Origin of the sequence: Blastopirellula sp. J2-11 (assembly GCF_024584705.1) — a bacterium.
Classification (GTDB): Bacteria; Planctomycetota; Planctomycetia; order Pirellulales; family Pirellulaceae; genus Blastopirellula.
The window spans coordinates 5,198,753-5,225,208 of sequence record NZ_CP097384.1 but is presented as its reverse complement, the minus strand read 5'-3'; the positions used below and the strand labels follow the sequence as shown (position 1 = coordinate 5,225,208).

Here is a 26,456-nt window from a genome sequence, read left to right as displayed (position 1 = left end):
AGATGCAACCGTGAAAAAATCACACTGCCTGAAGGTTTTTCACAGAGCGTGCTCCATTCAGCCAAGCTTGCCATCTGCTTAGCCGCCGCTTAGACTCACATCGCCTATGATTTTTCGACACAATCGGAACATTCCCGCCTGTTTGGCGCCAACCCCCTGCCTGCTGGGAGATCTTGCATGAAATACGTACACATAATTGCTTTCGCCGCAGTGGCGATCCTTGGTTCCTCTGCAATCGCGGCGAAACCGGATGACGCCAATTGGCTGCAGTGGCGCGGTCCTCATCGTGAAGGCAAATCGACTTCGACCGGCCTACTAAAGGACTGGGACGCACAACCGCCAAAATTGCTTGGTATGGTCGAAGGCCTCGGCGGGGGCTACGCCAGCGTTTCGATCGTGGATGGGATGCTGTACACCACCGGCAACTTTGACGAGGGGCAAGGAGTGGTCGCGGTGGATCTGGCGACCAATCAAGTAGCCTGGAAAACCCCGGTCACCGAAGAGATTCCAAAACATGGCTACGGCGGATCGCGCTCGACCCCGACGATTGACGGCGATGATTTGTACGTGGTTCTTTCGGATGGTACGGTCGCTTGCCTAGATCGCAAGAGCGGCAAGGTGGTCTGGAAGCGAAGCTTTGAGAAAGAATACGGGGCCAAGCGACCGAACTGGGGATTCGCCGAATCGCCGTTGGTTGACGGCAATTTGCTGATTTGCACGCCTGGTTCGGAACAAGCATTGATGCTCGCGCTCAACAAAAAGACGGGCAAAGAAGTCTGGGCGACCAAGGACGCCAAGCTCGGAGACAAAGGGAAAGGAGAAGCCGGCTACTCTTCGATCGTGATCGGCAACGGCGCCGGCGTAAAGCAGTATGTGCAGATGACCGGCAAAGGTTTGGTCGCCGTGCGAGCCAAAGATGGCAAGTTTTTGTACAACTACAATCTGGTCGCCAACGACGTGGCGGTCATCCCGACCCCGATCGTCGACGGCGACTATGTCTTTGCGTCGTCCGGTTATCAAACGGGCGCAGCCCTGGTGAAATTGTCGAAAACTCGTGACGGCGTCGATGCCGAGGAAGTCTACTTCCTGGAGCCGAAGACCTTCCAAAACCATCACGGCGGCATGGTCAAACTGGGCGATTACATCTACGCCGGCACCAAGCACAACGAAGGATTCCCGATCTGTATTGAGATGAAGACCGGCGAAGTGCAATGGGGCGGAGACAAGCGCGGCGAAGGAAAAGGCTCGGCGGCCGTTCTGTATGCCGATGGCAATTTCATCTTCCGTTATCAGTCGGGCGAGTTGGCCTTGGTTGAAGCGAGCCCGAAGCAGTACATCCTGAAAGGGAAGTTCATGCCGGAATACCAAGAACGGGAAAGCTGGGCCCACCCAGTCGTCGTGGATGGCAAGCTGTACTTGCGAGAACAAGACAAGTTGATGATCTACGATTTGACTCAAAAATGATGTCAATTTGACACGTTTTACGGCTCGTTCAACGAAAAAGGCCCGGTTTATCCGGGCCTTTTTTCGTTCTTATGGGGAAAAATCGGTAAATCTTGCCCAGTTGCTGTTTTTATTGAAACAATTGTTTCATACGCTTGTTTTACTTAGTAAGGATATCACTAGCGGAGCCAGTCAGTGGGAAACGACGACCCAGCCAACAAGATCTTAGCCGCGGCGCTCGAAGAGTTCTCTGAAAAGGGATTTCGTGCGGCGACGATTCGCGATATTTGCGCGAAAGCCGGCGTGAACCTGGCGGCCGTGAATTACTACTTTGGTGACAAGAAGAAGCTTTATTCGGCAGTGTTCAAGCAAGCGCACATCAGCGCGCACGATGCGTACCCAATGCCGAAATGGGAAGCCAACGAGAGCCCCGAGTCACGCCTGCGCGACTTCATACGCGTTTCGTTATTGCGAATGCGATCGAAGACCGACACCAGCGCGTGTCATCGGCTGATGATGCGTGAGTTTTCTCAGCCAACTGGAGTAGTGGAGGAGCTTGTGGAAGAGTTTTTTCGACCCCATCACAAGCAGCTCGTTTCAATCCTGCAAGAGATCGTTGGTCCTAGCGTGCAGGAGTTTCGCCTGCATCAACTTGCGTTCAGCTTGATTGGCCAATGTTTGTTTTATCGGTTCAACCAACCAGTGCTGCACATGTTGGTGCCGCAGGAGATGCTGGATGAACATTTTGGCACGGAAGATTTGGCGGAATATATCTACCGATTTGTCCTCGCCGCGCTACAACATGGCGGATGGGACTCGCCGCTTGAAAGTCAGGCGTTAGCGCTTGATTCGGCGGTAAAAAGCGTAAAGGGAAACCACTGAGATGAGTGAAAAGTCAGCTTCATCAATAAGCATAGTTGCGCGCGTGATCACTCCGCTGGCCATCATTTGCGCCGCGGCGGCGATTATTTTCGTGATCTTCCAGATGCGCAAGCCTCCAGAAAAACAGGAGGTCGAACGCCCTGTTTTGATGGTCTCGACCGCTCCCATCGTGCGGAACGAAGAGGGACTGATCTTTCATGTCGACGGCGTCGTCGTCCCCTATCGCGAGATCAATCTCTCCTCCGAAGTCGCCGGCCGCATCACCTATCGAGACGACTCGTTACGTTCCGGCGCCTACGTTTCCAAGGGACAACCGCTGCTGGAAATCGATCCGCGCAAGTATGCGCTGGAAGTCGAACGCCTGACGAAAGAAGTAGAGCAAGCGGAAGTTGCGATTCGTGAGACCGACGTCGACGTCGAGAACACGCAAGAGCTGATCATCCTGTCGAAGCAGAACCTAGAACTGCAGAAGAAGCAGTTGGCCCGCATGGAATCGCTGTTGGCTCGCAATGCGACGACTCCGTCGCAGTTTGAAAGCGAACAGCAGTCGATGATTACCGCCCAGAACCAACTGCTGCAGTTAGAAAACCAAGTTCGCAGTATTGGGACGCGCAAGCAGGGCCTGCAACGAGCCAAAGAATTGGCCGAAGCGCGTCTGGAGCAAGCGAGACTTGATTTTGAGAATACGAAAGTCGTTTCGCCGGTAAACGGCGTCATCATTACCGACGATGTCGAGCAGGACTCGTACGTTCAGATCGGAACGCCGCTCTACACGATCGAAGATACCAGCGCCGCCGAAGTTCGCTGTAGTTTACGAATGGACGAACTCGCCTGGCTTTGGCGCAAGCAACTTGGGAAGACTATTGATCCGCTGGCGGCCCGCGGCTCGGAAGACTATCTGTTGCCGCAGGTTCCGGTGGAGGTTTCGTACGAACTGGCTGGCCGAAACTATCAATGGGACGGCGTCCTCTCACGATTTGATGGTCTAGGACTCGACGAGCGGACGCGAACGGCTCCGGTTTTGATTCGCGTTTCCAATCCTGATCAAGTCAAGCTGAATGGCCAATTGGTCAAAGCCCGCGGTCCTTCCGCTTTGTTGCGCGGCATGTTTGTCGATGTCAAAGTTCAAGTTCAGCCCGAAATGCCGATCTGGCGCGTGCCGGAATCGGCGTTGTCGCTCTATTCGGCTCAGGCAATCCACGAAACGATGACTGCAGGCCAAGCGGCCAAAACTCGCACTCATTCAGATGAGTCGCGACCACGATTTGTGTTGTGGTTAGTGCGTGACGGCAAGTTAGAGATTGAGCACGTCGAAGTGCTGGTCATTCAAGATGATTACGCATTGATCAACGGCGAGAACGTCGATCTTCGCGCCGATGACCAGATTGTGATTTCTCCGATGGGCTACCCCCGTGTCGGTCTCCCCGTGAAAGTGGAAGGCTAAGTTATGCGAGATTTAGTTCGCTGGGCGATTCGCAATACGCCTGCGATGAATACGATCATGATCAGCGTGATCGGGGTCGGCGTACTCAGCTTTTTTCTGCTGCGTCGCGAGACTTTTCCGGAGTTTGAACTGGAAATCGTTCTGGTGACCGTTCCCTATCCCGGCGCGAGCCCGGAAGAGGTCGAAAGCGGCATCTGCGAGAAGATCGAAGAAGCGGTCAAAGACACGGTCGGCATCAAAAAGATGACCTCGGTCGCCAATAATGACTACGGCGCCGTTATTTTGGAACTAAACGCCGACGTTGACGCTCAACGCGTCTTGAACGAAGTTCGCGGCGATGTCGAGCGCATCCCGAGCTTTCCGTTGCTGGCCGAAGATCCCGAAGTGCAGCAAATCACGTTGCGCGAGTCGGCGATCACCGTCGGCGTACTTGCCCCCGACGTCGAGCATCCCAGCGCCGAGATGGAATGGCGCCTGCGCGATCTGGCCGAAGAGATCCGGGTCGAACTATTGGCGCTGCCCAACGTTTCGCAAGCCGAAGTCTCCGGCGCCAAAGACTATCAGATCGATATCGAGATCGAAGAAGAGGCGCTCCGCCGGTTTGGTCTGACGCTGAAGCAAGTGTCGGAAATCGTTCGGGACGAAAACCTGGAAATGCCTGGCGGATTGATCCGCACCGCTTCGCAGGAAGTGCTGGTGCGCGGCAACAACAAACGCGATATCGGTCGCGAGATCGCCAAGCTGCCGCTGATCAAGACGCAAGACGGCGTGGTGTTGACCGTCGGAGATCTGGCGGTCGTACGTGACGATTTTGACGACGTCACGTCGTTCCAGCGCGTTGATGGTCGACCGGCGATCGCGATCTCGGTCAATCGGACCTCCAAAGAAGACCTGATCGTCATCACCGATGAAGTGAAAAAATTCGTCAAAGATCATGGCGATTTGATTCCCGAAGGTTACAGCATGGTGACCTGGGGAGATCAGTCGGAAGAAGTCCGCGATCGTCTCAACACGCTGACGACCAATGGTTGGCAAGGGCTCGTCCTGGTGCTGATTATTTTGGCGCTATTCATGAATACGCGGCTCGCGTTTTGGGTGTCGATGGGGATTCCGATCTCGATGCTCGGCGCTTGCGCGATCCTGCTTTACTGTGGGCAGACGCTCAACATGCTGACGATGTTCTCGTTTCTCATGGCGCTGGGCATCGTGGTCGATGACGCGATCGTGATCGGCGAAAATATCTACGCGCATCGCGAGATGGGAAAAAGCTTTCATCGCGCTGCGGTGGACGGTACGGCCGAAGTGTTGCCGTCGGTCGTCATGTCGATCGCGACCACGATTTTGGCGTTTGTGCCGATGTTCTTTGTCGCCGGCGTGATGGGCAAGTTTATGGCGGTCATGCCGTTGGCGATGATCGCGATTCTGTTGATATCGTTGTTGGAAGCGGCCTTTATCTTGCCGTGCCACTTGGCGCACGGCGATGATTCGGATGATCTGATCAACAACGCAATCGACTTTTTCGCCTATCCGTTCCGACCGATTGGGGCCGCGTTCAACCGGGTGGGGGATTGGACATCGGCGCGGCTCGACTGGGTGATCGAAAACGCGTACCAGCCGGGATTAAAGTATTCGCTCGGCAATCCGTTCACCATCTTTACGCTGGCGCTGGCCATCATGGCGATTTCGATAGCGGTCGTTTGGGCCGGTTTTGTGCCGCTTAACCTGTTTCCGTCGATGGATAGCAAGACGATCGTCGCCAACGTCGGTTTTCCGGACGGAACGCCGGCGGTCTTGGCGGACGAAGCGACCCAAAAGATCGAAGCGGCGATTCGCGCTGTGAACGCGAAGCACGAGGAGCAAGGGGAGACCGTCGTCGAGTTGATTCGGCGAAACGTCGGCTTCGCCCAGATGCGACAAGGACCGGGCCAAACCAGCGATCAGTTCGGCAGTCATTTGGGCGCCGTCGTGGTTCGGCTTACATCGCCTGGACTGCGAACCGTCAGCAGCTCGCAACTGATCGAAGAATGGCGCGATGCTACCGGGCCGATTGTCGGCTCTGACTTGCTGGTGTTCGATTCCCAAGATATCGGCCCAGGCGGAAAGCAGATTGAATTCAAGCTGCTGACCAGCCCGAAAAACATGGCGCGCTTGGAAGCGGCGGTCGAAGACGTCAAAGCCGAGTTGGCCAAGTCGGCTGGCGTTTACGACATCGAGGATGACTCTTCGCCGGGCAAGATGGAGCTGCGTCTGCGTTTGAAAGAAAACGCTCAGGCAATGAACGTCACCGAACGCGACCTGGCCGAAACCATTCGCGCCACCTACTACGGCGACGAAGTGATGCGTCTGCAACGCGGTCGGCATGAAGTAAAATTGATGGTTCGCTATCCGCGGGAAGATCGCCGCTCATTGGCTGAGTTCGATCAAATCCGCGTCCGGACCGGCGACGGATCAGAGCGTCCAATTACGGAATTGGCGCATGTCGAAATCGTCCGACCGCTGAGCGAGATCAATCGTCTGGATCAAAAACGCTCGATTACCGTGTCGGCGAACGTGAATCAACGGGTCGCCAACTCTAACGCCATCATTGAGAATCTGAAAAAAGAATACGTTCCGGAGATGATGAAGAAGTTCCCCGGCGTCACGATTCGCTGGGAAGGACAGAAAGAGCAGCAGAGCGAATCGCTCGGCAGTTTGTTCATCGGCACCGGCGTCGCGATGGCCGCGATGTTCGTTTTGCTGACGATCGAATTCAATTCTTACTTCCAGCCGCTGATCGTGATGATCGCGATTCCGTTTGGCCTGATCGGCGCTGTGGTCGGGCACCTAATCCTGGGACTCGAGTTGACGCTCTTCAGCTTCTTTGGCCTGGTCGCATTATGCGGCGTGGTGGTGAACGACTCCATTGTATTGGTCGACTTTATTAACCATCGTCTGAGAGATGGCCTGCCGATCTACGAGGCGCTGTTGGATACCGGCCGCCGGCGCTTTCGGCCGGTGCTGCTAACCTCGATCACCACGATCGCGGGCCTGACCCCGCTGTTGTTCGAGACCTCACTTCAAGCCCAGGTCCTAATACCGATGGCGGTTAGTTTATGCTTTGGACTAATGGCGTCGACCTTCCTCGTCTTGTACCTGGTCCCGGTCCTTTATTTGATCTACGCGATCTTGGGAGGTCAGGTGTCAAAACATGACGAGATCAAACTGCCGGAAGAGACCCGCTCGATTCCAAAAGAGGAGTTGGTCGCCGCCGACGTCCACTAGTCGCACGCAGTTTCGCGAACGATCTCCCAACGCCGCGTGCCTGTGATTGCAAGCGGCGTCCGAACTAACGCGAGGTAATGTCGATATCGCACTTTACCTTGCCGCTGGTCAAAGTTGCCGCTAAGCCGCTTTGCGAAAGCTGAGAATACTTTCCATAATTTTTGGGCGCGCCGCGTATGACCGTTTCTACCGAAAGGCCTGACTCGTCAAGCTTTGTCGTTGTGGTGAGCGGTTCTACGGCGATTTCATATTCGCCAGACTTCAACGGAGCCTCTTGCGGAGGGCGGTAAGAGTAGCCGCCGCTGTCGTCGACCATCGTATAGAAGGTCGTCGTCGGGTCTTGTCGATGCCGAAAACGAATTCGAGTTCCTGGGGACGCCGGTTTGGCGTCGACCAAAACGACCCCATGCACGCTTCCGAAACTGTCAATGCTGGAAGCGCCGCAACCGACCAATACGCTAACGGAAACAGCAGATACGACCAAAAATGTGATACGAACCACGGCAAACGGTTCCTTTCAGATAAATTTTGAAGATTCCGACCCCTAGCGTCCAGTGATGAAACGAGGGGCAAGAGACGAATTTGCACTGCGTTAAATTCGTCTGGCCGCCAAAGTTTAGTTGCCGCTGATCGTTTGGCCGTCGTCCCGCGTCGCCATCAGCTTTAGCAGGTTCAGGTCGATCGTTTCTGCGACAAAACTCACATGGCCATCGACGCTTAACGTCATCACTCCGCCTGGGTGAGCGGATTGAAGCGGGTTGTTCGGCCCAAAGTTGACGTTGATTCCTGCGCGATCGTAATTCTTCGAGTTAGGTTGATATCGAATCGTCGTCAGGTTGAAGACGCGCTTCGTCGGCGTTTCTCCCCCACCGTTAGTGCCCATCAGCCAACCGTGATGTCCTGCCGGCGTCACTTCGACCCGTTCACCATCCAGCGTCGAGTAGGAGGAGGCGTTGGCGGTAAACATGACGCCTCCGATTTCGCCGACCGCTAAGGTATTGCTCGTACCATCGGTGATATTTCGGAACTCCAGCGATTGATTCGCGATTAAGAAACCTCCCGCCGAAACGACGCCGTCATTTTGGGCGCCGGATTGCGTACAGCAGTCGCAACATGTTCCTGTACGGCTCTCGGTGTAGGCGGTCGTATCGATGTCAGAACCAGAAATTCCGGCATACGTCGATTTCGAATCCCAAGTCTCGCCGTATTTTCCCCCTTTGATTTTTCCGGGAAACGAAGGGCAAGCCATCATCGACGGCTGGTTGCGAATGAGGGCCGAGGAGTTCGCGCTCCAACCGCCGTTGGCGATTTCTAAGTTCAGAGAATCATACAGCGGCGTTTGTTCGAGAAACGGCAGCATCCCCGCCCACCATGACGGACCGAACGTGCCCGCCGTTTCACGGGCGCCAATGGGGAATGCAAGGAAGGTGTCGTGATAATTGTGCAGCCCCAAGCCGACCTGTTTCAAATTATTGGAACACGACATCCGACGCGCCGCTTCGCGCGCTTGCTGTACGGCCGGTAAGAGCAGAGCGATCAAGGCGCCGATGATCGCAATGACGACCAGCAACTCGACCAAGGTGAAACCATTGCGCAGTTTACGGCAATACATGGCGAAAAACCTCAGGTTTGGAGGAAGAGAATAACGGATTGGATTAAGGGAAAGACGCGTTGTTGAAAAGAGAAAAAGTGAGGGATATGCAAGACGCGAGAAATACCCCTTGGGGGCGACTCCGCGCGGAGCAAGACGACGATCCTTTCTTATTAGTTATTTCTGCAATTCAACGCGTTTTAACGGGCCAAACTGAAATATTTTGAAAAGGAGGAAAATCGTTGGTTTCGCCGAAGTCTCGTTTACGATGGCAAATTCGCCGAGAAGCGAAAAGTTGTTCGTTAAATTCCGCTCGCATTGGGAAATAAGCAGATAGAGAACCTGCCATGCTGATGAACGATCCAAGTCGTCACCAACAATTTTTACGCGAGTTTACTTGTCACGAGCCTGCGGTTCGCGCTTTCGTGCGGCGTTTGGTCCCGTCTCGTAGCGATGCGGATGATATTCTGCAAGAAGTGTCGATCGTCCTGTGGGAAAAGTTTGACTCCTTTCGCGCCGAGGAAGATTTTCGCGCCTGGGCGTGCGGCATCGCTCGCTATAAGGTTCTCTCCTGGCTGCGCGACAAAGGGCGTGAGAAGCTGGTGCTTGCCAGCGATGTCGTCGAGTTAATTGCCGACGACTCTCTGGCCGCCGAATCTCATTTGAAACAACAACGCGAAGCGCTAGAGACATGTTTTGAAAAGATCCCGATGACCGAACGAAACTTATTATCGCAAGCCTATCAGGCAGACGTGAAAATTCAGGAAGTCGCCGCCGCTAGTGGTCGTTCGGTCGCCGGTTTTTATCAGTGGCTTTATCGTATGAGACGAATGCTGCTAGAGTGCATCCAACGTCAGCACGCGCAGGATTCTTGGTGATGAAAGACGAACATAGTTTCCAGCTTCTGGTGCAACGCTATACCGATGGCGTTGCGTCTGCGCAAGAGGTTGAATCGTTAAATCAACGCTTGCGCAGCGATGCCGAAGCGAGGCGCCTGTTTCTGCAAATTCTCAACCTTGATTCGGCGCTAGATGCGCTCTTGGTCTGCGGAGCTTCGTACGATTCGCGCGAGGAGGTTTTACCCGTTGTCCAGCAAGTTCCTGTAGGGCGACGTCGCCTGTGGGGCTATTGCGCGGCGTTGGCGGCCAGCTTGTTGATCGCAGTTGTTTGCATCTCGCAGCTTGCGGCGACTAAAAAATTTGCGACTGTCGACAATGCCGCCGGTGTCGAAAATTTGTCGACTGGAATGCGACTTGGCGCCGAGTCGTATGCGATTGAAGCAGGTTCGGTCGAACTGATCACGGCGCGCGGTGCGCGAGTCGCGATTGAAGCGCCGGCCTATTTCTATTTTGAATCAGAGCAACGACTGCATCTGACTCGCGGTCGCTTGGCGGCCGACGTTCCGCCGTCCGCCAAAGGATTTACGATTATTACGCCAAACGGAAAGGTCATCGATCTGGGGACGAAATTTGGCGTAAATATGCCGGATCGCGGCGAAGCCGAGATTCACGTGTTTCAGGGCGAAGTCATCGCGCAAACGTCCGCCGGCGGAAAACCGAAAAGCCTGCGCGACGGCGAGGCCTTTCGGATGAAATTAGGCGCTGAATCCTTGCTCGGATTTCGTTCGGCGGCCTTCATTCACCCAGGAGAAGTCACTTCATTGCAAGCAGGATTAGCGGCAGGACAACGAGGCAGATCCGAGTCGATCTTGGAAGAACTGCGTCGAGATCCGGCGCTGATTGCCCTGCTAGACTTTGAGAAGCCCTCTCCCAAGCAAGGCGTCTATCGAATGGTGCAAGGACGCTGGCCCGGTTCACAAGCGGCGGAGTTTGTGAATGTCGGCGATCACATGAAACTGGATGTCGGCGGCGAGCATCTGTGGCCGCAATTAACATTGGCGGCCTGGGTGCGTCTTGATCATCTGGGCGAGCCGTACCAATCGTTATTGCATACCGACGACTGGAACAAGAAAAATGATGGCCAAGTTCATTGGATGGTCAACCGGCACACGACGATGCGGTTGGCCCTGCAAGGCAATACGATGGCGCCCGGTATCGTCAACCACGAAGGTTTTCCCGACTCTCGTACCGGCGTACGTAACGAGCTAGGACGTTGGGTTCATTTAGCGGTCGTCTATGACGCTGATAAGAAAACGGCTCGCTTCTATCTTAACGGTAAGTTCGACAACGAAATGCAGCAAGCGATCGCTCATCCGGCCCGTTTAGGTCCTGCCCAAATCGGCAATTGGAACCAAAACGATCGCAAACTAAGCGGCCGCGTCGATGAACTGCTAATCCTTGGTCGTGACATGAACGACGACGAAATCGAAGCGTTGTTTGCGGCGGGAAATCCTTATCGCTAAAGCGGTAATTCGTGAAGAGCGCGTTAAAACCAACGGCGTCATGGAAATAGAAAGGTGAGCCGACGTAGTCATCCGTTCCTCACGCCGATGAGCCCACCTCCATGCGACGTTCCGCAATCGCCCTCTGTTGTTCTCTGATTTCGACCGCTTCTCTCTCGGCGGCGCCTGTCGATTTTGTGCGAGACGTTCGCCCGATCTTGATCAAGCATTGCTATGAGTGCCATGCCGGCGACGTGCGTAAAAGCGGGTTGCGGCTCGATATCCGGTCCGAAGCGATGAAAGGGGGCGAGTTATACGGCCCGGCCATCCAGCCAGGCAAGCCGCACGAGAGCCCGTTGTTTCAGTTTATCGCCGACGAAACCGCCGATCTGGCGATGCCGCCTGAAGGAGCAGGGCTCGCCGCCAGCGAAGTCGCCATCCTGAAAAGATGGGTAACCGAAGGCGCCGCTTGGCCAGCAGACGTCGACACGGCGAAATTAGAAGATCCGCATGACCATTGGTCCTTTCAGCCGATTGATCCGCAACCGACGCCGATGGTCGCCGACGCCAAATGGCTTCGCAACGAGATCGATCGGTACGTCTTGGCGCGTCTAGAAGAAGCAGGCCTGCAGCCGGCGCCGGAGACGGATCGCGTCTCTTGGCTGCGGCGCGTTTCGTTGGATTTGATTGGACTGCCGCCGACTCCGGAAGAAACGAAAGCTTTTGTCGAAGATCGGAGTACAAACGCGTATGAGCAAGTCGTCGAACGTTTGCTCGCTTCGCCCCGTTACGGCGAACGATGGGCGCAGCACTGGTTAGACGTCGTGCGCTATGCCGATACGCACGGCTTTGAAGTGAACACCGAACGTCCCAATGCCTGGCCTTATCGCGACTATGTCATTTCTGCGCTAAACCAAGACACGCCGTATGACCAGTTTATTCGCGAGCAAATCGTTGGCGACGCGATGAATCAAGATGCAGCGACGGGGTTTCTCGTGACCGCATCGGTGCTCTTGCCGGGACAAATTGGCAAAGACGCCGCTTCGATCCGGCTGGCCCGGCAAGATTCGCTCGATGAAATCGTCACGAATATCGGCACGACCTTTCTCGGCCTTACGATCAATTGCGCTCGTTGTCACGACCACAAATTTGATGCAATCTCACAACGCGACTATTACGAGATGCAGGCCTTCGTCTCAGGCGTAGAATACGCCGACCGTCAATTTAACCTGCCGGTCGACGCAACGCTGGCCGCCGACATTCTGAAGTGGAAAGCGGAGCGAAGGACAATCGACTCCAAAATTGCAAGTCTCGCACCAGAAGCGATGTCTGGTCGTCAAAGAGGGATGGTCAACTCGCACGAAAACATTGATCGTTTTACGCCGATCGAAACGGAGCAATTGCGATTTTCGATCTTGGGCACCAATAAGTATGAACCCTGCATCGATGAATTGGAAATCTATAACGTCGCCGGACGGAACGTTGCGTTGGCCGCGAACGGCGCGATCGTCGTTTCTTCAGGCGACAACGTCTCGATCAATCGTCACGAGTTGCGATTGATCAATGACGGACGGTATGGAAATTCGAACAGCTGGATGTCGAACGTCACTGAAGGGGGCTGGGTGGTCGTTGAGTTTCCGCAAAAAGAACGAATTGACCGCGTCGTTTGGGGCCGCGATCGCGAAGGCAAGTTTTCAGATCGTCTGGCGATTCAATATGAAATTGAGATCCTCGATTCTGAGGGACAATGGCGGAGCGTAGCCGATTCGACCGATCGTCGACCGTTTGATCCTCAGCAGAACGCGCGTCTCCCTTTTGCGGCGGAAGAGCTAATGGCCGAACATGCGGAGCAGTACCAAATGCTGCAGCAAGATCGCTTGGCCCTAGAATCGAAGATTGCCGCTGCAGAAAATCTGCAGACCGTCTTTGCCGGCAATTTTCGAGAACCGGATGAGATTCATGTTCTCGGACGCGGCAGTCCCGAGATGCCGAAAGAAGAAGTGGCTCCGGCCGTATTAGCGGTGCTGGGAGACGTCGAATTGTCACATGACGCCGCCGAACAACAGCGTCGAAAAACATTGGCCGACTGGATCGCACGAGCGGAAAATCCGCTGACTGCGCGCGTAATGGTCAATCGGATCTGGCAAGGACATTTTGGCAGCGGACTTATCGAGACGGCCAACGATTTGGGACGCTACGGCACGCCGCCGACTCATCCGCGACTGCTCGATTGGCTAAGCGCCGAGTTCATCCGCTCGGGGTGGTCGATCAAGCAAATGCATCGCTTGATCGTCTTGTCGGCGACCTATCGCCAGGCGACGACCTTTCATGAGCAGGCCGAAGCGATCGACGCCGATGAGCACTTAATTTGGCGCTATCCGCTGCGGCGTTTGTCTGGCGAAACGATTCGCGACTCAATCTTAGCGATTAATGGCAAGTTGAACCTGAAGATGGGAGGCCCCGGCTTTGACCTGTTTGATAAACGCGGCGGTTTATCTGGTTTCAATCCCGTCGAATCATTTCAGGACGAAGGCTTGCGCCGCATGATCTATGCGCATCGCGTTCGCCGTGAAAGAGACGCCGTCTTTGGAGCGTTCGACTGTCCCGACTATGGCCAAAGCACGCCGCATCGACGAGAGTCGACCACGCCGATCCAAGCGTTGAATCTCTTGAATAGCCGCTTTGTGATCGAACAATCGGCGGCGCTTGCCGACCGTGTGATCGCCGATGTCGGCGAGGATCCTCCGTTGCAAATTCATCGCGCGTACCAACTAGTTTTAAATCGCGATGCGACGCAGGCGGAGCTTGTCGATGGAAGTGCGGCGGTCGCCGAATTGGGTTTGGCGCCACTTTGTCGAGCCCTGTTGAACAGCAACGAATTTTTATTCATTCCCTAGGCAGGTATCCGATGCGTCATCATGATCCAAGTTCGCTGAGAGCTCCTGTTTGGCTCGATCGTCGCCGTTTTCTCTCGGATGCGGCGACGGGACTGGGCGCTGTCGCTCTGGCTTCGCTGTTCGGACAAGAGGGGTTGCTGGCCAGCGAGTCGGCGTCCGTCAATCCCGCGCGTCCCTACGAAGCGCGTCCCGCGCATTTTCCAGGCAAAGCGAAAAATGTCATCGTCGTCTTTTGCGCCGGCGGAGTGAGTCAGCTAGAGACCTGGGACTATAAACCGGAGCTGCTGCGAAGCGATGGGATGCCGCTCGAGGGAGGCCCCGAAGTCACGTTTCAAGGGCCTGCCGGCAATCTGGCCAAGCCGCAGTATACGTTTCGACCGCGAGGCGAAACGGGCAAGATGATCTCCGATATGGTTCCGCATTTGGCAGAACTGACCGATGACTTCGCTTTCATTCATTCTCTGACCAGCAAAAGCAACACTCACGGACCGGCCGAAAACTTTCTCTCCACCGGTTCGATTCTCGATGGCTTTCCGAGCTTGGGCGCCTGGGTGACTTATGCGCTGGGGTGCGAGAACCAGAACTTGCCAGCTTACGTCGCGATTCCTGATCCTCGCGGAGTGCCCCAAAACGGGTCGAACAATTGGGGCCCCGGTTTCTTACCTGCCGCGTTTCAGGGAACGACCTTCAGTGCACAAAAACCGATTCGGCATCTAGAACCTTACTCGGTGACGGCTGAGGCCGATCAAACGACGCGACGGATGCTTGCGCGGATGAACCAGCGACATCTCGAACAACATCCTGGCGACACCCTGCTTGAGGCGCGAATCGCCAGCTACGAACTCGCGGCGCGGATGCAACTGAGCGTGCCCAATCTCACCAATCTCAACGACGAAACGCCGCAAACGTTGAAACTGTATGGCGCGGACGATACGCAAAACCCGACCAAGGCCGCATTTGCCCGCAATTGCATCTTGGCGCGGCGACTAGTCGAGTCAGGGGTTCGCTTTGTGCAACTGTTCAACGGTGCGTATGCGAGCGGCGGCAATTTGAATTGGGATGGGCATAACGCCTTAAAAGCACAATACGATAAACATGCGGCGATCATGGATCAGCCGGTCGCTGGAATGATTCGCGATCTGAAACAACGGGGACTGTTGGAAGATACGCTCGTCGTTTGGTGCACCGAGTTCGGACGCATGCCGATGTTCCAAAAAGGCGCTAAAGGCCGCGATCACAATCCCGATGGTTTTACTTGCTGGATGACAGGCGCCGGCGTCAAACCTGGCGTCAGTCACGGGGCGACCGACGAACTAGGACAAAAAGCGGTCGAGAACGTTCGCCCATTGTACGACTTCAACGCGACGATCTTGCATCTGCTCGGGCTCGACCACGAACGACTGACGATTCGCCACAACGGTATCGACCGGCGATTGACCAATGTCGAGGGAGACGTGATCCACGAAATCTTGAGTTGAGCGAAAAGCAGCGCCAAAAAAACGCGCAGGCGTCGCCGGTATCTCGCCGATAAGCGAATGAAATCGGGTTAGCGATTATTCGCAAATGCCCGCTAGCAATAAAAAAAGCGACCTCAAACGAGGTCGCTTTTTTTGAGTGCCGAAGAGAGGACTTGAACCTCCACGGGGTTTACCCCCACTAGGACCTGAACCTAGCGCGTCTGCCAATTCCGCCACTTCGGCATTTTGGGTCTTTGAGACCGCAATGCACTCTACTCGGCTCCGCAGAGCCGCTGGCAAGGTGTGAATTATAATCGACGATCGGTTGGCGAAAAGGACCCCTGAGGAGAGATTCTGGTTCGCTGCTGCGTCGTTCTGCTAGTTCTGACGTTGGGAATTTGCTGGCGAACCGAGGATTCCCGAGCGCCCACCTCCTAATAGGTCGGCACGTTGGGGTCGATTTCCGCACTCCACTGGGTGATTCCGCCGGTCATATTTTGGGTTTGCGTGAACCCGTTTTGCCGCATCCATTGGGTGACTCGCAGACTTCGGCCCCCTAAGTGACAATGGACCACGATCGGAGCGTCCCGGAACGGTTCAATTTCGGAGATTCGCTGCGGGAGCTCGTTCATCGGAATCAGCACCGCCCCGGTGATGTGGGCGAACTGGTGTTCGTCGGGTTGACGGCAATCGAGCAGCAGAAACTTGTCGCCTGAGTCGAGCAGTTGTTTCACCTCGCTCACGGTGATTTCGATTGGCGCGTCAGTCATCGGGCGGAAAGCTCCACATAATTGGGTCAGAACAGATATCCGATCGTAGCCGGATCGAGCAACGTCCGTCCAGCCCCGCCGCTGACTTGATAAAATCGTGACACTATGAATGCAACCTCCACCGACTCGCCACGCGATTTTTCGATCGAAGTGGTCCGCACGCTCAAAGCTCATGGCCATCAGGCGCTGTGGGCCGGCGGGTGCGTGCGCGACATGCTGCTAGGACGCGATCCACAAGATTTTGATGTCGCGACCGATGCGCCGCCAGAGCGAGTGCGACAGATCTTTGGCGAAAAGCGGACCCTGGCGATCGGCGCCGCGTTTGGGGTGATCACCGTCCAAGGAGGGAAGAAACGGGGCCAGATTGAAGTCGCCACGTTTCGGCAGGATGTCGGCTATAGCGATGGTCGACGGCCTGACGAGGTCCGCTATACTTCGGCCGAAGAAGACGCCAAGCGGCGCGACTTTACGATCAACGGCATCTTCTACGATCCTGACTCCGCCGCAATCTACGATTTTGTCGGCGGCCAGATCGATCTGCGCGATCGCCTGGTCCGCGCGATCGGCGATCCCAATCAGCGCTTTGACGAAGACAAGCTGCGAATGTTGCGGGCAATTCGCTTTTCGTCGACGTTTCAGTTTGATCTCGAAATGAACACGATGCGGGCCATCCAGCGACATGCGCGAAATATCGCCGTCGTCAGCGCCGAGCGGATCGCCGTCGAGATGCGCAAGATGCTCTGCTCGCCGCGTCGGGTTGATGCAGTCGTGCTGCTGCGCGATTCGTGGCTCTTCCCGGCGGTGCTGCCAGAAATCATCTCCGTCATCGATCATGCGCCGCGTTGGACCGAAACGCTGCGAACGCTGCGATATTTGCGAGGCAACGACTTTGCGACCGCGTTGGCGGCGCTGTTGCGATTTTCGGCTGCCCGCGAATTGGCGACTGGCGATCCGCGCAAGCCGATTCCGCAGTTGGCGAAGGTTTGCCAGCGCTGGAAATTGACCAACGACGAAACAAAAGATGTCCAATGGCTGTTGCGCCAAGTGAACGTACTGCAGACGGCCAAAGATCAACCTTGGCCGCGGTTGCAGCGTGTGCTGGTCGATCCGCGGATTAGAAAGCTGATCGATTTAGCGGCGGCGATCAACGATGCGCGGATGGAATCGCCTGCGCATCTTGATTTTGTGCGCGAGCGACTCGGTTGGTCGGTCGAACGGCTGAATCCGTTGCCGGTGGCGACCGGCGATGATTTGATCCGCGCCGGGCTGAAACCAGGGCGTCATTTCCAAGGATTGCTCGAATCGATCCGCGATGCGCAGCTGTTGGGCGAGATCACAACGTTGGACGAAGCGCTGGAACTCGCCAGAAATTGGCGGCCTGCGTAGGTGGCCAATAGCGCCGAAGCGGCTATCATAGCGACGTCGGCAGGCACGTATCCTTTTTTCCGCACCCGAGGCGACCGTATGAATTTTGCGACCGATTTGCTCCTGCGTTGGGCCCACATCGTACCGGCGACCATTTTAGTGGGTGGAGCGGTTTACGCCCGATTTGCCCTGGCTCCATCGACCGATCCGTTGGCGGATGAGCAAAAAGAGCTGCTGAAAGCAGGCGTTCGCGCACGTTGGATGAAATGGGTGATGATCTGCGCCTTTCTACTGCTGGTCAGCGGGATCATCAATGTGGTGCTGATCGCGACGCAGTATAGCTTTCCGCAAAAGTACTATCATCCGGTCGTCGGCGTCAAAATGTTAGTGGCGCTGGTCGTCTTTTACATCGCCAGCATGCTGACCGGGCGCAGCGAGAACGCAGTTCGGTTTCGAGAGAAAGAACGCTTCTGGCTCTCGATGAACGCCGCCCTAGCGATCTCGATCGTGCTGATGGGCGGAGCGCTGAAAGTCGCCGAGCGAATCCCCAAAGGGGACGCAGAAACGGTTCTACCGGCAGAATCGGAATCCGCTTCCCCCTCTGCAGTGGAAAATGGTTCGTAGCGGCGGCCGGTTTAAGTAAGGTGGAGATAGCGCTAATGCAGGGAGGCTGGCACAACAATTTGGCCATTTCCTCCCTGAACTTTTCGCCGAGCCGCCATGAACTCGCCACGTGACGCCATCACGATTTTGAAGCAGGCCCGCGAAGAATTGATCGCGCGTCTGCGTCAGCGAATCGTCGAGAACGAAGAAGAGATTCTGGCCGATGCTCGCGGCGAATCGTTTCTGAGCGATATCGAAACGATCTACGATCAGATCGCGTCTCGTCTGGTGCATGTCAACCAGATGATTTCGAGCTTGCCAGCCGAAACGCTTGAATTTGAAACCGAGGAAACCTACTCGCTGGACGATACGGTTGCGGCCTCAAGCGAGACTTCTTTTACGTTTGAGTCGGCGCCGCAGATTCCGCAGCAGCTAGAATCGACTCCCAACGTCTTGAGTTTGCCGGCGCCTACGCCGGCCGCTAACTTTCAGTTGTTTATGCAGTCGATCCAAGCGGGGGACGAATCCGCCGCAGGACGCGTGTTGTCTGACTTGCTGCAAGTCGATTTGCCCCGCGGCGAACAATGTGCGCGTGTTTTTCTCCAGCGCTATCGAGAGGACGCAGAGATTGTCTCGAAAGCGATGCAGTTACGCAAAGAGCTGATGCTGAGCAACTTCAACAACGCGATCATGCTGCTTTACGAGTGTTTTGGATTGCAAGGGATGGAGTCGATCGCCGCGATGCAAGCCTTACGAGCGATACTGTAAGGCGATACTCCCGCTTGAGGCGGCGAACCACTACACTGAAGCCTAGAAATACTCATCTCGCAGTCTCTGGAAGCAACGATGGACAAAAAGGCGAAAAAACGAATCGAAGTGCTGAACAAGAAGATTCAAAAGCTAACGCAGCAACTGGCCGGCTCGAAAGAACAAGCGGACGACGCTAGCGAAACCGAAAAGTTCGAGCAAGAAATGGCCGCCGCCAAAGCGGAAATCGAAAAGCTAAAAGCGAGCTAAGGCTTCGGGTGGCCCAGCCAGTTCTGTACGAACTGGCTGGGCCACCCCTTTGAGATTACTTAGCGTTTCGTCGGGCCTGGCGCTTCACTGACGCGGGCATCTGCGGAGATGCCGTGGTAGACGCCGACTTCATCGTAGCCGTCTCCGTCCCAGTCGCCGACAGTCGGCATGTCATCGGCGTCGCCGAGCATGAAGACTTTGTCGGTGTCGTCCTGGTGGCGATTGTTGTCGCTATCCAGGATCCACTCACCGCCGCGATAGACGCCGATTTCGTCGATGCCGTCGCCGTTCCAGTCGCCAACCACCGGAACATCGCCTGCTTTGCCGTAGCGAACGCGTGAGTCGACTTCGTCGTTCCAGCGACCGTTGCCATCTTCATCCAGGCGCCATTCGCCATCTTGGAAGACGCCGATCGTTTGGATGCCGTCGCCATCCCAGTCGCCGACCACCGGAAAGTTTCCAGCCGTGCCGAAATGGAAGACGTGGTCAATCAGGTCAGAGCGGACCTTACCGGTCGACGTCAATTTCATGACGCGGCTGCCCAAGGTCGCTTCATCCGGTTTGGGCGGCAAGTTCTTCGAGACGCCGGTCGAGACGTTGTTCGGAACCGGCAAACCGGGGTCGCTGGCCACAGCGCGAGGATCGCCCGCCCAGGCTTTGCCGTAGATGCCGATATCGTCTTTGCCGTCACCGTCCCAGTCGCCCACCACCGGCAGGTCGCCGTCGTAACCCAGCTTGGCCCACAGGTCGCCTTCGTCCCAAACGCCGTTGCCGTTGACGTCGATGTACCAGTGACCTTTGTAGTAGATGCCGAAGTCGGTGACGCCGTCGCCGTTGAAGTCGCCCGAGACCGGATGAGCGCCCGCCATGCCGAACAGCTTGGTGAGCACCTGTTCCGGATCATTGTCGCCGGCCGACTGCACTTGCAGTTTCCACTCGGCCTGCTGCAACTCGTTTCCTTCCCATGGCAAAATCGAATCGTTGGCCGCGGTGAACCAAACGTTCGGCTCAACAAACGCGATCTGATCTTTGCTGCGGGGCAAACCGGCGTTCACGACGCTCAAGTGCCAGGTAACGCCGGTGGCGCCGCCGCTCGAGCTTTGCAGCAGCGGTTGCATAATAAACAGCGCCGCAGGCGGAATCAAATCGGCCGGCGCCGGAGCAACCGGAATCACCAGCGGCGGCAGCGTGCCGACCGGCTCTGGCGGAACCGGCGGTAGGAACGGCGGGTTAGGCTGCGCCTTCAATTCGCTGAAGTTGTTCTCTTGCGAGTGAGCGCCGACCGGCAAATCGATCAAAGCGATCAAGTCGTTCAGCGGATCGATCAACAACGTGCCGACGCTGACTCCGTTGCCGTGGTTGAAGGCCACGCCCGCCGTGGTGCCGGCGTTGTCGTTGCCGTCAACGTAGCCGTCAGGATGAACTTCAAAGACGGCGTAAAAGCCTGCTTGGAGCCCGACAAACTGATAGTAGCCGTCCGAGCCGGTAACCACGCGAATCGGTCCGCTGCCGTAGGTTCCACCGAGAATTCGCGGGTCATTCCCCATAATCGGCAAACCGGTAATGCCGTCACGCAGTTCTAGAGTAACGCCGCCGATCGGCGTGTCGTCCAAAGTTCGCGTGCCGTCACGTTGCGACAAAGCGTCCGCGGGCAAATTGCCGTCGCTGGTGGTGAACGTCGCTCCATCCTGGTAAACGTAACCAGAGATCGCCGCCGGCGGCAGTTCGCAGAAGTTGTGGTTATCGAGATCCAGGCCAGACGTGATGTTGATGCGCGAGATCTTGTCTTGCACCGAATCGTCGGCCAGGCCGTTCATGTCCATCTGGTGCCCTTGGAAGTAACCGGCCGGTTGGGTTTCAACCACCGTGTACAGCCCTGGCAACAAGTTGTCGAATTGATAGTGCCCGTTGGCGTCGGTCGTCGTGGTCGCGATGACGTTGCCAGCGGCGTCCAGCAGATTGATCACAACGCCGGAAATCGGATTTTCGTTGGCGTCGAACAAGCAGTCATCATCCGTGTCGGACCAGACATAGCCGCCGATACTACCCGGTTTGACTTCTCCAAACTTGTAGTTGATTCCGGAATCGCCCCACTTCAATTCGATCGCATTGATCTCGTCGCCGGGGTTGGTCGCAGCGCCGACAACGGCGCCCAGGATGGTTCCTGCGGCGTCTTTACCATCGAGATATCCGTTGGGCTGCTGTTCGACGATGCGGTACGTATCGGCTCGCAGATTCGTGAACAAATAAGTTCCGTCCGCAGCCGTCGTTTGCGTGCCGACCAACGCGCCGGAGCTGTCGTACAAGTAAACGATCGCTCCGCCGATTCCCTCTTCGCCAGCGTCCATGTCGCCATCGTTGTTTCGGTCGTGATAGACGAAACCGCCGATCTGAGCTGGCAAGTGTTCGCAGAAGTCGTAATTGATGCCGTGATCGCCTGAGCGAATGATAATCGACGAGAGCGTGTCATTGACCGTCTTCTGCCCAACCGCTACGCCGTTGATCGTGCCGACATGGTCGCCGCCGTCAATCAAACCCGCAGGCGTGATTTCGACTACGGTGTACGTATCGGGCAGCAATCCGTCGAAGGAGTAATCGCCGTTGACGTCGGTCAACGTTTCGGCGACCAAGTTCCCTTGTGAATCGTACAGTCGGACGATCGCGCCTTCGATCGGCGAGTTGTACGCTTCATCGCTGAAACAGTCCCCGTCGCGGTCAGTCAGGTGAACCTTGCCGGAGATCGAGCCCGGCAGGATTTCGCCAAAGTTGTAGTTGATGCCGGTGTCGCCGCTGACCAGCGAAATCGCGCCAATCTCGTCGCCAGGATTCGTCGCGCTGCCGCGCGTCGAGCCGCCCACGGTGCCCGCGGCGTCTTTGCCGTCGATGTACGGGACCGGTTGAGCTTCGACAATCCGATAAGAGCCTGGCGGCAAGCCGACGACTTCGTAGTAGCCGTCATTGTCGGTCGTCACGGTGAAAACTTGACTGGTGATCGTATTGATCACCTGAACCGAAACGCCGCCGATACCGGCTTCGCCTGTTTCTTTCAAACCGTCATTGTCCAGGTCGTGATAGACGTAACCGCTGATGCTGACCGGTTTGATTTCGCCAAAGTTATAGTTAATGCCGTCATCGCCCCACTTCAGCTCGATCGCGTTGATCTTATCGCCGGGATTGAGCGCGGCGCCGACGGTGGTTCCGCCGATCGTGCCGGCGGCGTCGAGACCGTCGAGATAGGCCGAAGGCTGCGTTTCGACAACTTGATAGTTACCGGCGCTAAGCCCCGTAAAGCTGTAGGATCCGTCCGCGTTGGTAGTTGTCGTACCGACTTGAACGCCGTTGGCGTCGAGCAGCACGACAGTCACGCCGCCGATTCCCTCTTCGCCCGCCTCTTTGACGCCGTCGTTGTCGCGATCGTGGTAGACATAACCGGCGATAGTCGCCGCTTCATGTTCGCAGAAGTCGTAGTTTACCCCGTTATCGCCCGACATCAGCACGATGTTCGACAGCAGGTCGTTGACTGTATTCTCGCCGACTTTGATGCCGTCAATCTTGCCGACATGGTCGCCGCCGTCGATCAGGCCGACCGGCGTGTACTCACGGACCGAGTAGGTCCCCGGCAGCAAGTTATTGAACGAATATTGGCCGTTGGCGTCAGTGGTGGTCGTCTCGATCACATTTCCGCCGGCGTCCAGCAACTCAATCACGACACCTTCGATCGGAGGAGTAATAATCGTGACGCCGTCGTAGCAATTGCCGTCGCGATCGGTCAAGTGGACCGAACCGCTGATCGAACCCGGCTTGATTTCGCCAAAGTTGTAGTTGATGCCGGCTTCGCCCCCCAACAACAGCACGCTGACGATCTTGTCGCCGGGGTTGTCGGCCGAACCCATCGCCGCGCCGTTGACCGTACCGGCGGCGTCGATACCGTCGATGTACGAGACCGGCTGCACCGTTTCGGTCACGGTGTACATGCCCGGCGGCAGCATGGTCGCTTCGTAGTAGCCGACCGAGTTGGTCGAGACGGTGTAGGTGTGCGTCACGCCGTCGACGTCGATGCCGGTGATCGTCATCGTGACGCCGGCAATTCCTTCTTCGCCTGCTTCTTTGACGCCGTCGTTGTCACGGTCGTGATAAACGTAACCGCTAATCGACGCCGGCAGCGCTTCGGCAAAGTCGTAATGAATGCCGGACGTGCCGCCGTTGATGATCGTGATTTCGGTCAGAATGTCTTTGTCGCCCGAGACGATCTCGCCGACTCCTGTACCCGAGACCGTGCCGGGGATGGCGCCCACGCTAAAGTAGCCGGAAGGCTGCGTTTCACGAACCTGATAGGTGCCCGGCTGCAAATTGAGATTCGCGCCAAACTCGTAATCGCCTTGGCCGTTGGTCGTGGTCGTAAATCCGGTGTTTACGTAGACGCCGTTCACCTTCTGCCATAGCGTCAGTGAAACGCCTGACAGGCCGACTTCGCCTGCTTCTTGGGTCAGGCTAAGGTTGACGTCATGGTAGACGCGGCCTGAAATCGTGATCGGCAACGGTTGTTGGACCGCATTTCCGAAGGCGCCGTCGGTACGATCGCGGTGACCGGTGGCGTTGTCGCTGGGCAGATTCAATCCCGACGCATTGAGCAACGGATCGTACGCGTCGTAAAAAATCGTGTTGATCGTCGTGTCGTGGAAGTACTGCGCCTCAAAAGTAGCCGAGAATTGCGTTCCCTGAACTTCGGCGCCCGACGCGATCGGGTCAACCAAGATGTTGCCGGGGTTATTCGGATCATAGATGATGATTTCGTCGACATCGATCGAAAAGACGAACTCTTCGCCTGCGTTGAAACCATCGAAGTCAATGATCAACTTCGTGCCGCCATCGGCGACGGTCACCTTGAAGTTGTCGATCCCGTTGGCCGAGATCATCTTGAACGGGAAGGCGCTATCAGCGCCGAGTCCACCCAGCGCCGTGTCAAAGATCACGTCGCCGGCGCTCAGACCTGGGAGGTTGCCAAAGTTGCCGATCTGATCCCCATCGATGATGATCTGGGTCAGTTCGGTCCCGGCTGCGCCGCCGCTGAACTTGATATGGAACGTATCGCCGTGGTCGTCGCCGCCCGAGGCGTCTTCTTCCACGTAGATCGCTCCCAATTGGATCGGATCGGCGTCAAAGACGCGTCGATCTTCCAACATTTCGACATCGCTGCCACGAAGCGTAGGTCGAGCGGGGCCTTTACGTTTGCGGCCCTTCAGAAGCGAATTGAACATTCGGCGAAGCATTTAGCGCCTCCATGCGTGCGTCATATAGCGGCGATCCTTGCCGCAATCGTCGAACTTATTTCGTAAACAAGCTGCCCTGGGGGGATTGTGCGGTTCGTTCACCTGATTGGATCTTCCAGATCCGAACCGTGGTGTCGAAGCCGCCAGAGACGATCACGTCGTTGTAGACGTCGATCGCCGTTACGCTGCCCGAATGCCCTTCGAGCTTGGCGATTTCTTGGTGCGTCTTCAGGTCCCACAATCGCAGGCGATTGTCGCTGCCTGCAGAGACCAGCGTCGCGTCATTGATCAGCGTCAGCGCCATGACTTTCGCCGGTGCGCTCGACATCGACGCGAGTTCCTTGTTTTGTCCGAGGTCGGTCACTTTGATCGTGCGATCGTCGCTGCAGGAGATCAGTTGGGACGAATCACTGGAAAACGACAGTGAGTGAATCCGTTGGCGATGCGCCTTCACGTCACCCAACGGACGACCTGTCTGAGCGTCCCAAGTGCGGATCACGCCGTTGCGCCCGGCCGCGGCGACGATCGCGCCATCCGGCGAAAAGGAGACGCAACGCATGTCGTTGATCGGCGCTTCCAATTCGTGCAGTTTTTGCCCGGTGATTGGATCATGAATCGCGATGGTCGGACCAAATCCGACGATCGCTAGCATGGTGCCGGCTTTGTTGAACGCCACATCGGCGACGGCATACGGAAACTCGCCCATCGAACGGAGTTGCGCACGACGCTCGACGTCCCACAGGATGATGCGGCGGTCATTGCCGGCGGTGGCCAGCGTGGCGCCATCGGGCGAAAATTTGACAGCGCGCACCCAATCGTGGTGTTCTTCCAAGCGATAGAGTTCGTTGCCGGAGTCCATCTCGAAGACGCGAACAATATGATCGTCGCCGGCGGCGGCGAAGATGGCGCCGGCCGGGTGGATAGAAATATCGGATATGACCGGCGGATGGAGTCGGCCCGGCTCAGGTCGCAACTGAATCGTGCGGTCGAGCATTGCGGTCGGTTCTTGCGCAGAGGCGACGCCTACGATCAGAGCCGCTAGCAAAACTGCGGCGAAGATTCGGATAGACGGAACACGATCCATGCTCATCTTTACCATCCCTCTGAAGTCCAATTTCTCTGCGCGCAGATGACAGCGCGATCCTTCATCGTCTATCGGCGCAAACTGGCGCCTGGCCGCAGCGGAATGTGTGAAAATATTGGGACCAAGTAAGTAAGACGCATCAAACCGGTCATTCCGATCATTCGTTTCACATGCTTTGCGTCGCTGCTAGCTGGGAATACGATCAGCCGGCGGCGAAGGACCGATAAAAGAGAGACGGAGCTTTTCCGACCAATGTCGATTCGAGGCGAAAATGACCAGGCAATCACGAACCATCGCCATCGGCGACATTCATGGGTGCGTGCATGCGCTGGACGCCGTTCTGGGGATGATTGCGCCAACACCCCATGACACTATCGTCGTGTTGGGGGATTTCATCGATCAGGGATGGGAAGTGAAGCAGACGATCGAGCGCTTGATGCAACTCGAGTCGGAAACGAACCTGATCCACCTACTCGGGAATCATGAGGAAATGCTGCTCGCCGGTCTGACCTGCGAAAAAACTCGTGACTATTGGGAGAACTGCGGAGGAGCTCGCACGATCAACTCCTATCGATTCGGCGGTTCAATCGGCGACATTCCAGCCGACCATATCGAGTTCATCCGTCGTTCGCGCTCCTACTATGAGACGGAAACCTGCCTATTCGCGCATGCGAATGCAGAGCCCGATTTGCCGATGGATCAGCAGCCGTCGTACGCGTTGCGCTGGAAGGTGCTAGAGCCCGACGCATATCAGTGTCATGTTTCGGGTAAAACATTGTTTGTCGGCCATACCGAACAGCGTAACGGCGAAATCCTGAATCTCGGTTGCATTCAAGACATCGATACCGCTTGTTGGCGCAACGGTTGGCTTACGGCAATCGACGTTGACGCGCTGCATATCTGGCAAGCGAGTCGTTTTGGCCGCATGCGAGAAGCGGACGAATTGTCGGTATCGCACGCAATTCCCGTGCATGAGACGGAGTAGAAATTGCGAGGTTTTGGCTTTGCGAGGGAGGATGCGCGAGTGTTAG

The 26,456-nt window shown here is 56.3% G+C and carries 18 protein-coding genes and 1 tRNA gene; 13 read left to right on the top strand and 6 right to left on the bottom strand.

Annotated elements, in window-relative coordinates:
* Nucleotides 1–177 precede the first annotated feature (177 nt).
* The 4 genes from M4951_RS20655 to M4951_RS20640 all read left to right on the top strand — a co-directional run bounded on the left by M4951_RS20655 (nt 178) and on the right by M4951_RS20640 (nt 7,030).
* Nucleotides 178–1,464, top strand: a complete 1,287-nt coding sequence (locus M4951_RS20655) for a PQQ-binding-like beta-propeller repeat protein (RefSeq protein ID WP_262023521.1) — start codon at nt 178–180, stop codon at nt 1,462–1,464.
* 174 nt (nt 1,465–1,638) lie between these two features.
* Nucleotides 1,639–2,325 (top strand): CerR family C-terminal domain-containing protein, encoded by a 687-nt coding sequence (locus M4951_RS20650; protein ID WP_262023520.1) that lies wholly within the window; start codon nt 1,639–1,641, stop codon nt 2,323–2,325.
* A gap of 43 nt (nt 2,326–2,368) precedes the next feature.
* Nucleotides 2,369–3,769, top strand: a complete 1,401-nt coding sequence (locus tag M4951_RS20645; protein ID WP_262023519.1) for an efflux RND transporter periplasmic adaptor subunit — start codon at nt 2,369–2,371, stop codon at nt 3,767–3,769.
* Between the two features lie 3 nt (nt 3,770–3,772).
* Nucleotides 3,773–7,030 carry an efflux RND transporter permease subunit gene (locus M4951_RS20640; RefSeq protein WP_262023518.1) on the top strand — a complete coding sequence of 1,086 codons (3,258 nt, stop codon included), beginning with the start codon at nt 3,773–3,775 and terminating at the stop codon, nt 7,028–7,030.
* Nucleotides 7,031–7,094: 64 nt separating this feature from the next.
* On the opposite strand, the gene M4951_RS20635 is transcribed toward M4951_RS20640, so the two are convergent.
* Nucleotides 7,095–7,532 (bottom strand): hypothetical protein, encoded by a 438-nt coding sequence (locus tag M4951_RS20635; protein ID WP_262023517.1) that lies wholly within the window; start codon nt 7,530–7,532, stop codon nt 7,095–7,097.
* Between the two features lie 114 nt (nt 7,533–7,646).
* Entirely contained in the window at nt 7,647–8,642 is a 996-nt protein-coding gene (locus tag M4951_RS20630; protein ID WP_262023516.1) for a DUF1559 domain-containing protein, read from the bottom strand.
* Between the two features lie 326 nt (nt 8,643–8,968).
* On the opposite strand from M4951_RS20630, the gene M4951_RS20625 reads away from it, so the two are divergent.
* The 4 genes from M4951_RS20625 to M4951_RS20610 all read left to right on the top strand — a co-directional run bounded on the left by M4951_RS20625 (nt 8,969) and on the right by M4951_RS20610 (nt 15,337).
* Nucleotides 8,969–9,499: a sigma-70 family RNA polymerase sigma factor gene (locus tag M4951_RS20625; protein ID WP_262023515.1), complete on the top strand. Its 531-nt coding sequence runs from the start codon at nt 8,969–8,971 to the stop codon at nt 9,497–9,499.
* Nucleotides 9,499–10,983 (top strand): LamG-like jellyroll fold domain-containing protein, encoded by a 1,485-nt coding sequence (locus tag M4951_RS20620; RefSeq protein WP_262023514.1) that lies wholly within the window; start codon nt 9,499–9,501, stop codon nt 10,981–10,983. The genes M4951_RS20625 and M4951_RS20620 overlap by 1 nt, the downstream gene beginning before the upstream one ends.
* A 101-nt stretch (nt 10,984–11,084) precedes the next feature.
* Nucleotides 11,085–13,859 carry a PSD1 and planctomycete cytochrome C domain-containing protein gene (locus tag M4951_RS20615; protein ID WP_262023513.1) on the top strand — a complete coding sequence of 925 codons (2,775 nt, stop codon included), beginning with the start codon at nt 11,085–11,087 and terminating at the stop codon, nt 13,857–13,859.
* Between the two features lie 11 nt (nt 13,860–13,870).
* The gene (locus M4951_RS20610; protein WP_262023512.1) at nt 13,871–15,337 is read left to right on the top strand and encodes a DUF1501 domain-containing protein; all 1,467 of its coding nucleotides are present in this window, start codon (nt 13,871–13,873) and stop codon (nt 15,335–15,337) included.
* A gap of 137 nt (nt 15,338–15,474) precedes the next feature.
* Here M4951_RS20610 and M4951_RS20605 read toward each other — a convergent pair.
* Together M4951_RS20605 and M4951_RS20600 are read right to left on the bottom strand one after the other, a co-directional pair.
* Nucleotides 15,475–15,559: transfer RNA gene (locus M4951_RS20605), tRNA-Leu, on the bottom strand.
* 191 nt (nt 15,560–15,750) lie between these two features.
* A complete protein-coding gene (locus M4951_RS20600) occupies nt 15,751–16,086 on the bottom strand; it encodes a rhodanese-like domain-containing protein (RefSeq protein ID WP_262023511.1) in 336 nt (111 codons plus the stop codon).
* A 105-nt stretch (nt 16,087–16,191) separates the two neighbouring features.
* Here M4951_RS20600 and M4951_RS20595 point away from each other — a divergent pair, with 105 nt between their 5' ends.
* The 4 genes from M4951_RS20595 (at nt 16,192) to M4951_RS20580 (ending at nt 19,071) form a co-directional block, all read left to right on the top strand.
* The gene (locus M4951_RS20595) at nt 16,192–17,472 is read left to right on the top strand and encodes a CCA tRNA nucleotidyltransferase (protein WP_262023510.1); all 1,281 of its coding nucleotides are present in this window, start codon (nt 16,192–16,194) and stop codon (nt 17,470–17,472) included.
* A 78-nt stretch (nt 17,473–17,550) separates the two neighbouring features.
* Nucleotides 17,551–18,075, top strand: coding sequence for a hypothetical protein (locus M4951_RS20590; RefSeq protein WP_262023509.1), 525 nt, complete (start codon nt 17,551–17,553; stop codon nt 18,073–18,075).
* Between the two features lie 96 nt (nt 18,076–18,171).
* A complete protein-coding gene (locus M4951_RS20585; protein ID WP_262023508.1) occupies nt 18,172–18,822 on the top strand; it encodes a hypothetical protein in 651 nt (216 codons plus the stop codon).
* A gap of 78 nt (nt 18,823–18,900) precedes the next feature.
* Nucleotides 18,901–19,071 carry a hypothetical protein gene (locus M4951_RS20580; protein WP_002655218.1) on the top strand — a complete coding sequence of 57 codons (171 nt, stop codon included), beginning with the start codon at nt 18,901–18,903 and terminating at the stop codon, nt 19,069–19,071.
* 59 nt (nt 19,072–19,130) lie between these two features.
* Here the strand turns inward: M4951_RS20580 and M4951_RS20575 are convergent, their stop codons facing one another.
* Together M4951_RS20575 and M4951_RS20570 are read right to left on the bottom strand one after the other, a co-directional pair.
* Complete coding sequence (locus M4951_RS20575) at nt 19,131–24,341, bottom strand: collagen binding domain-containing protein (protein ID WP_262023507.1); 5,211 nt, start codon at nt 24,339–24,341, stop codon at nt 19,131–19,133.
* Nucleotides 24,342–24,396: 55 nt separating this feature from the next.
* On the bottom strand, nt 24,397–25,431 hold the full coding sequence (locus M4951_RS20570) for a WD40 repeat domain-containing protein (protein WP_262023506.1): 1,035 nt from the start codon (nt 25,429–25,431) through the stop codon (nt 24,397–24,399).
* 265 nt (nt 25,432–25,696) lie between these two features.
* On the opposite strand from M4951_RS20570, the gene M4951_RS20565 reads away from it, so the two are divergent.
* A complete protein-coding gene (locus tag M4951_RS20565) occupies nt 25,697–26,410 on the top strand; it encodes a metallophosphoesterase (RefSeq protein ID WP_262023505.1) in 714 nt (237 codons plus the stop codon).
* The last annotated feature ends 46 nt before the right edge of the window (nt 26,411–26,456 follow it).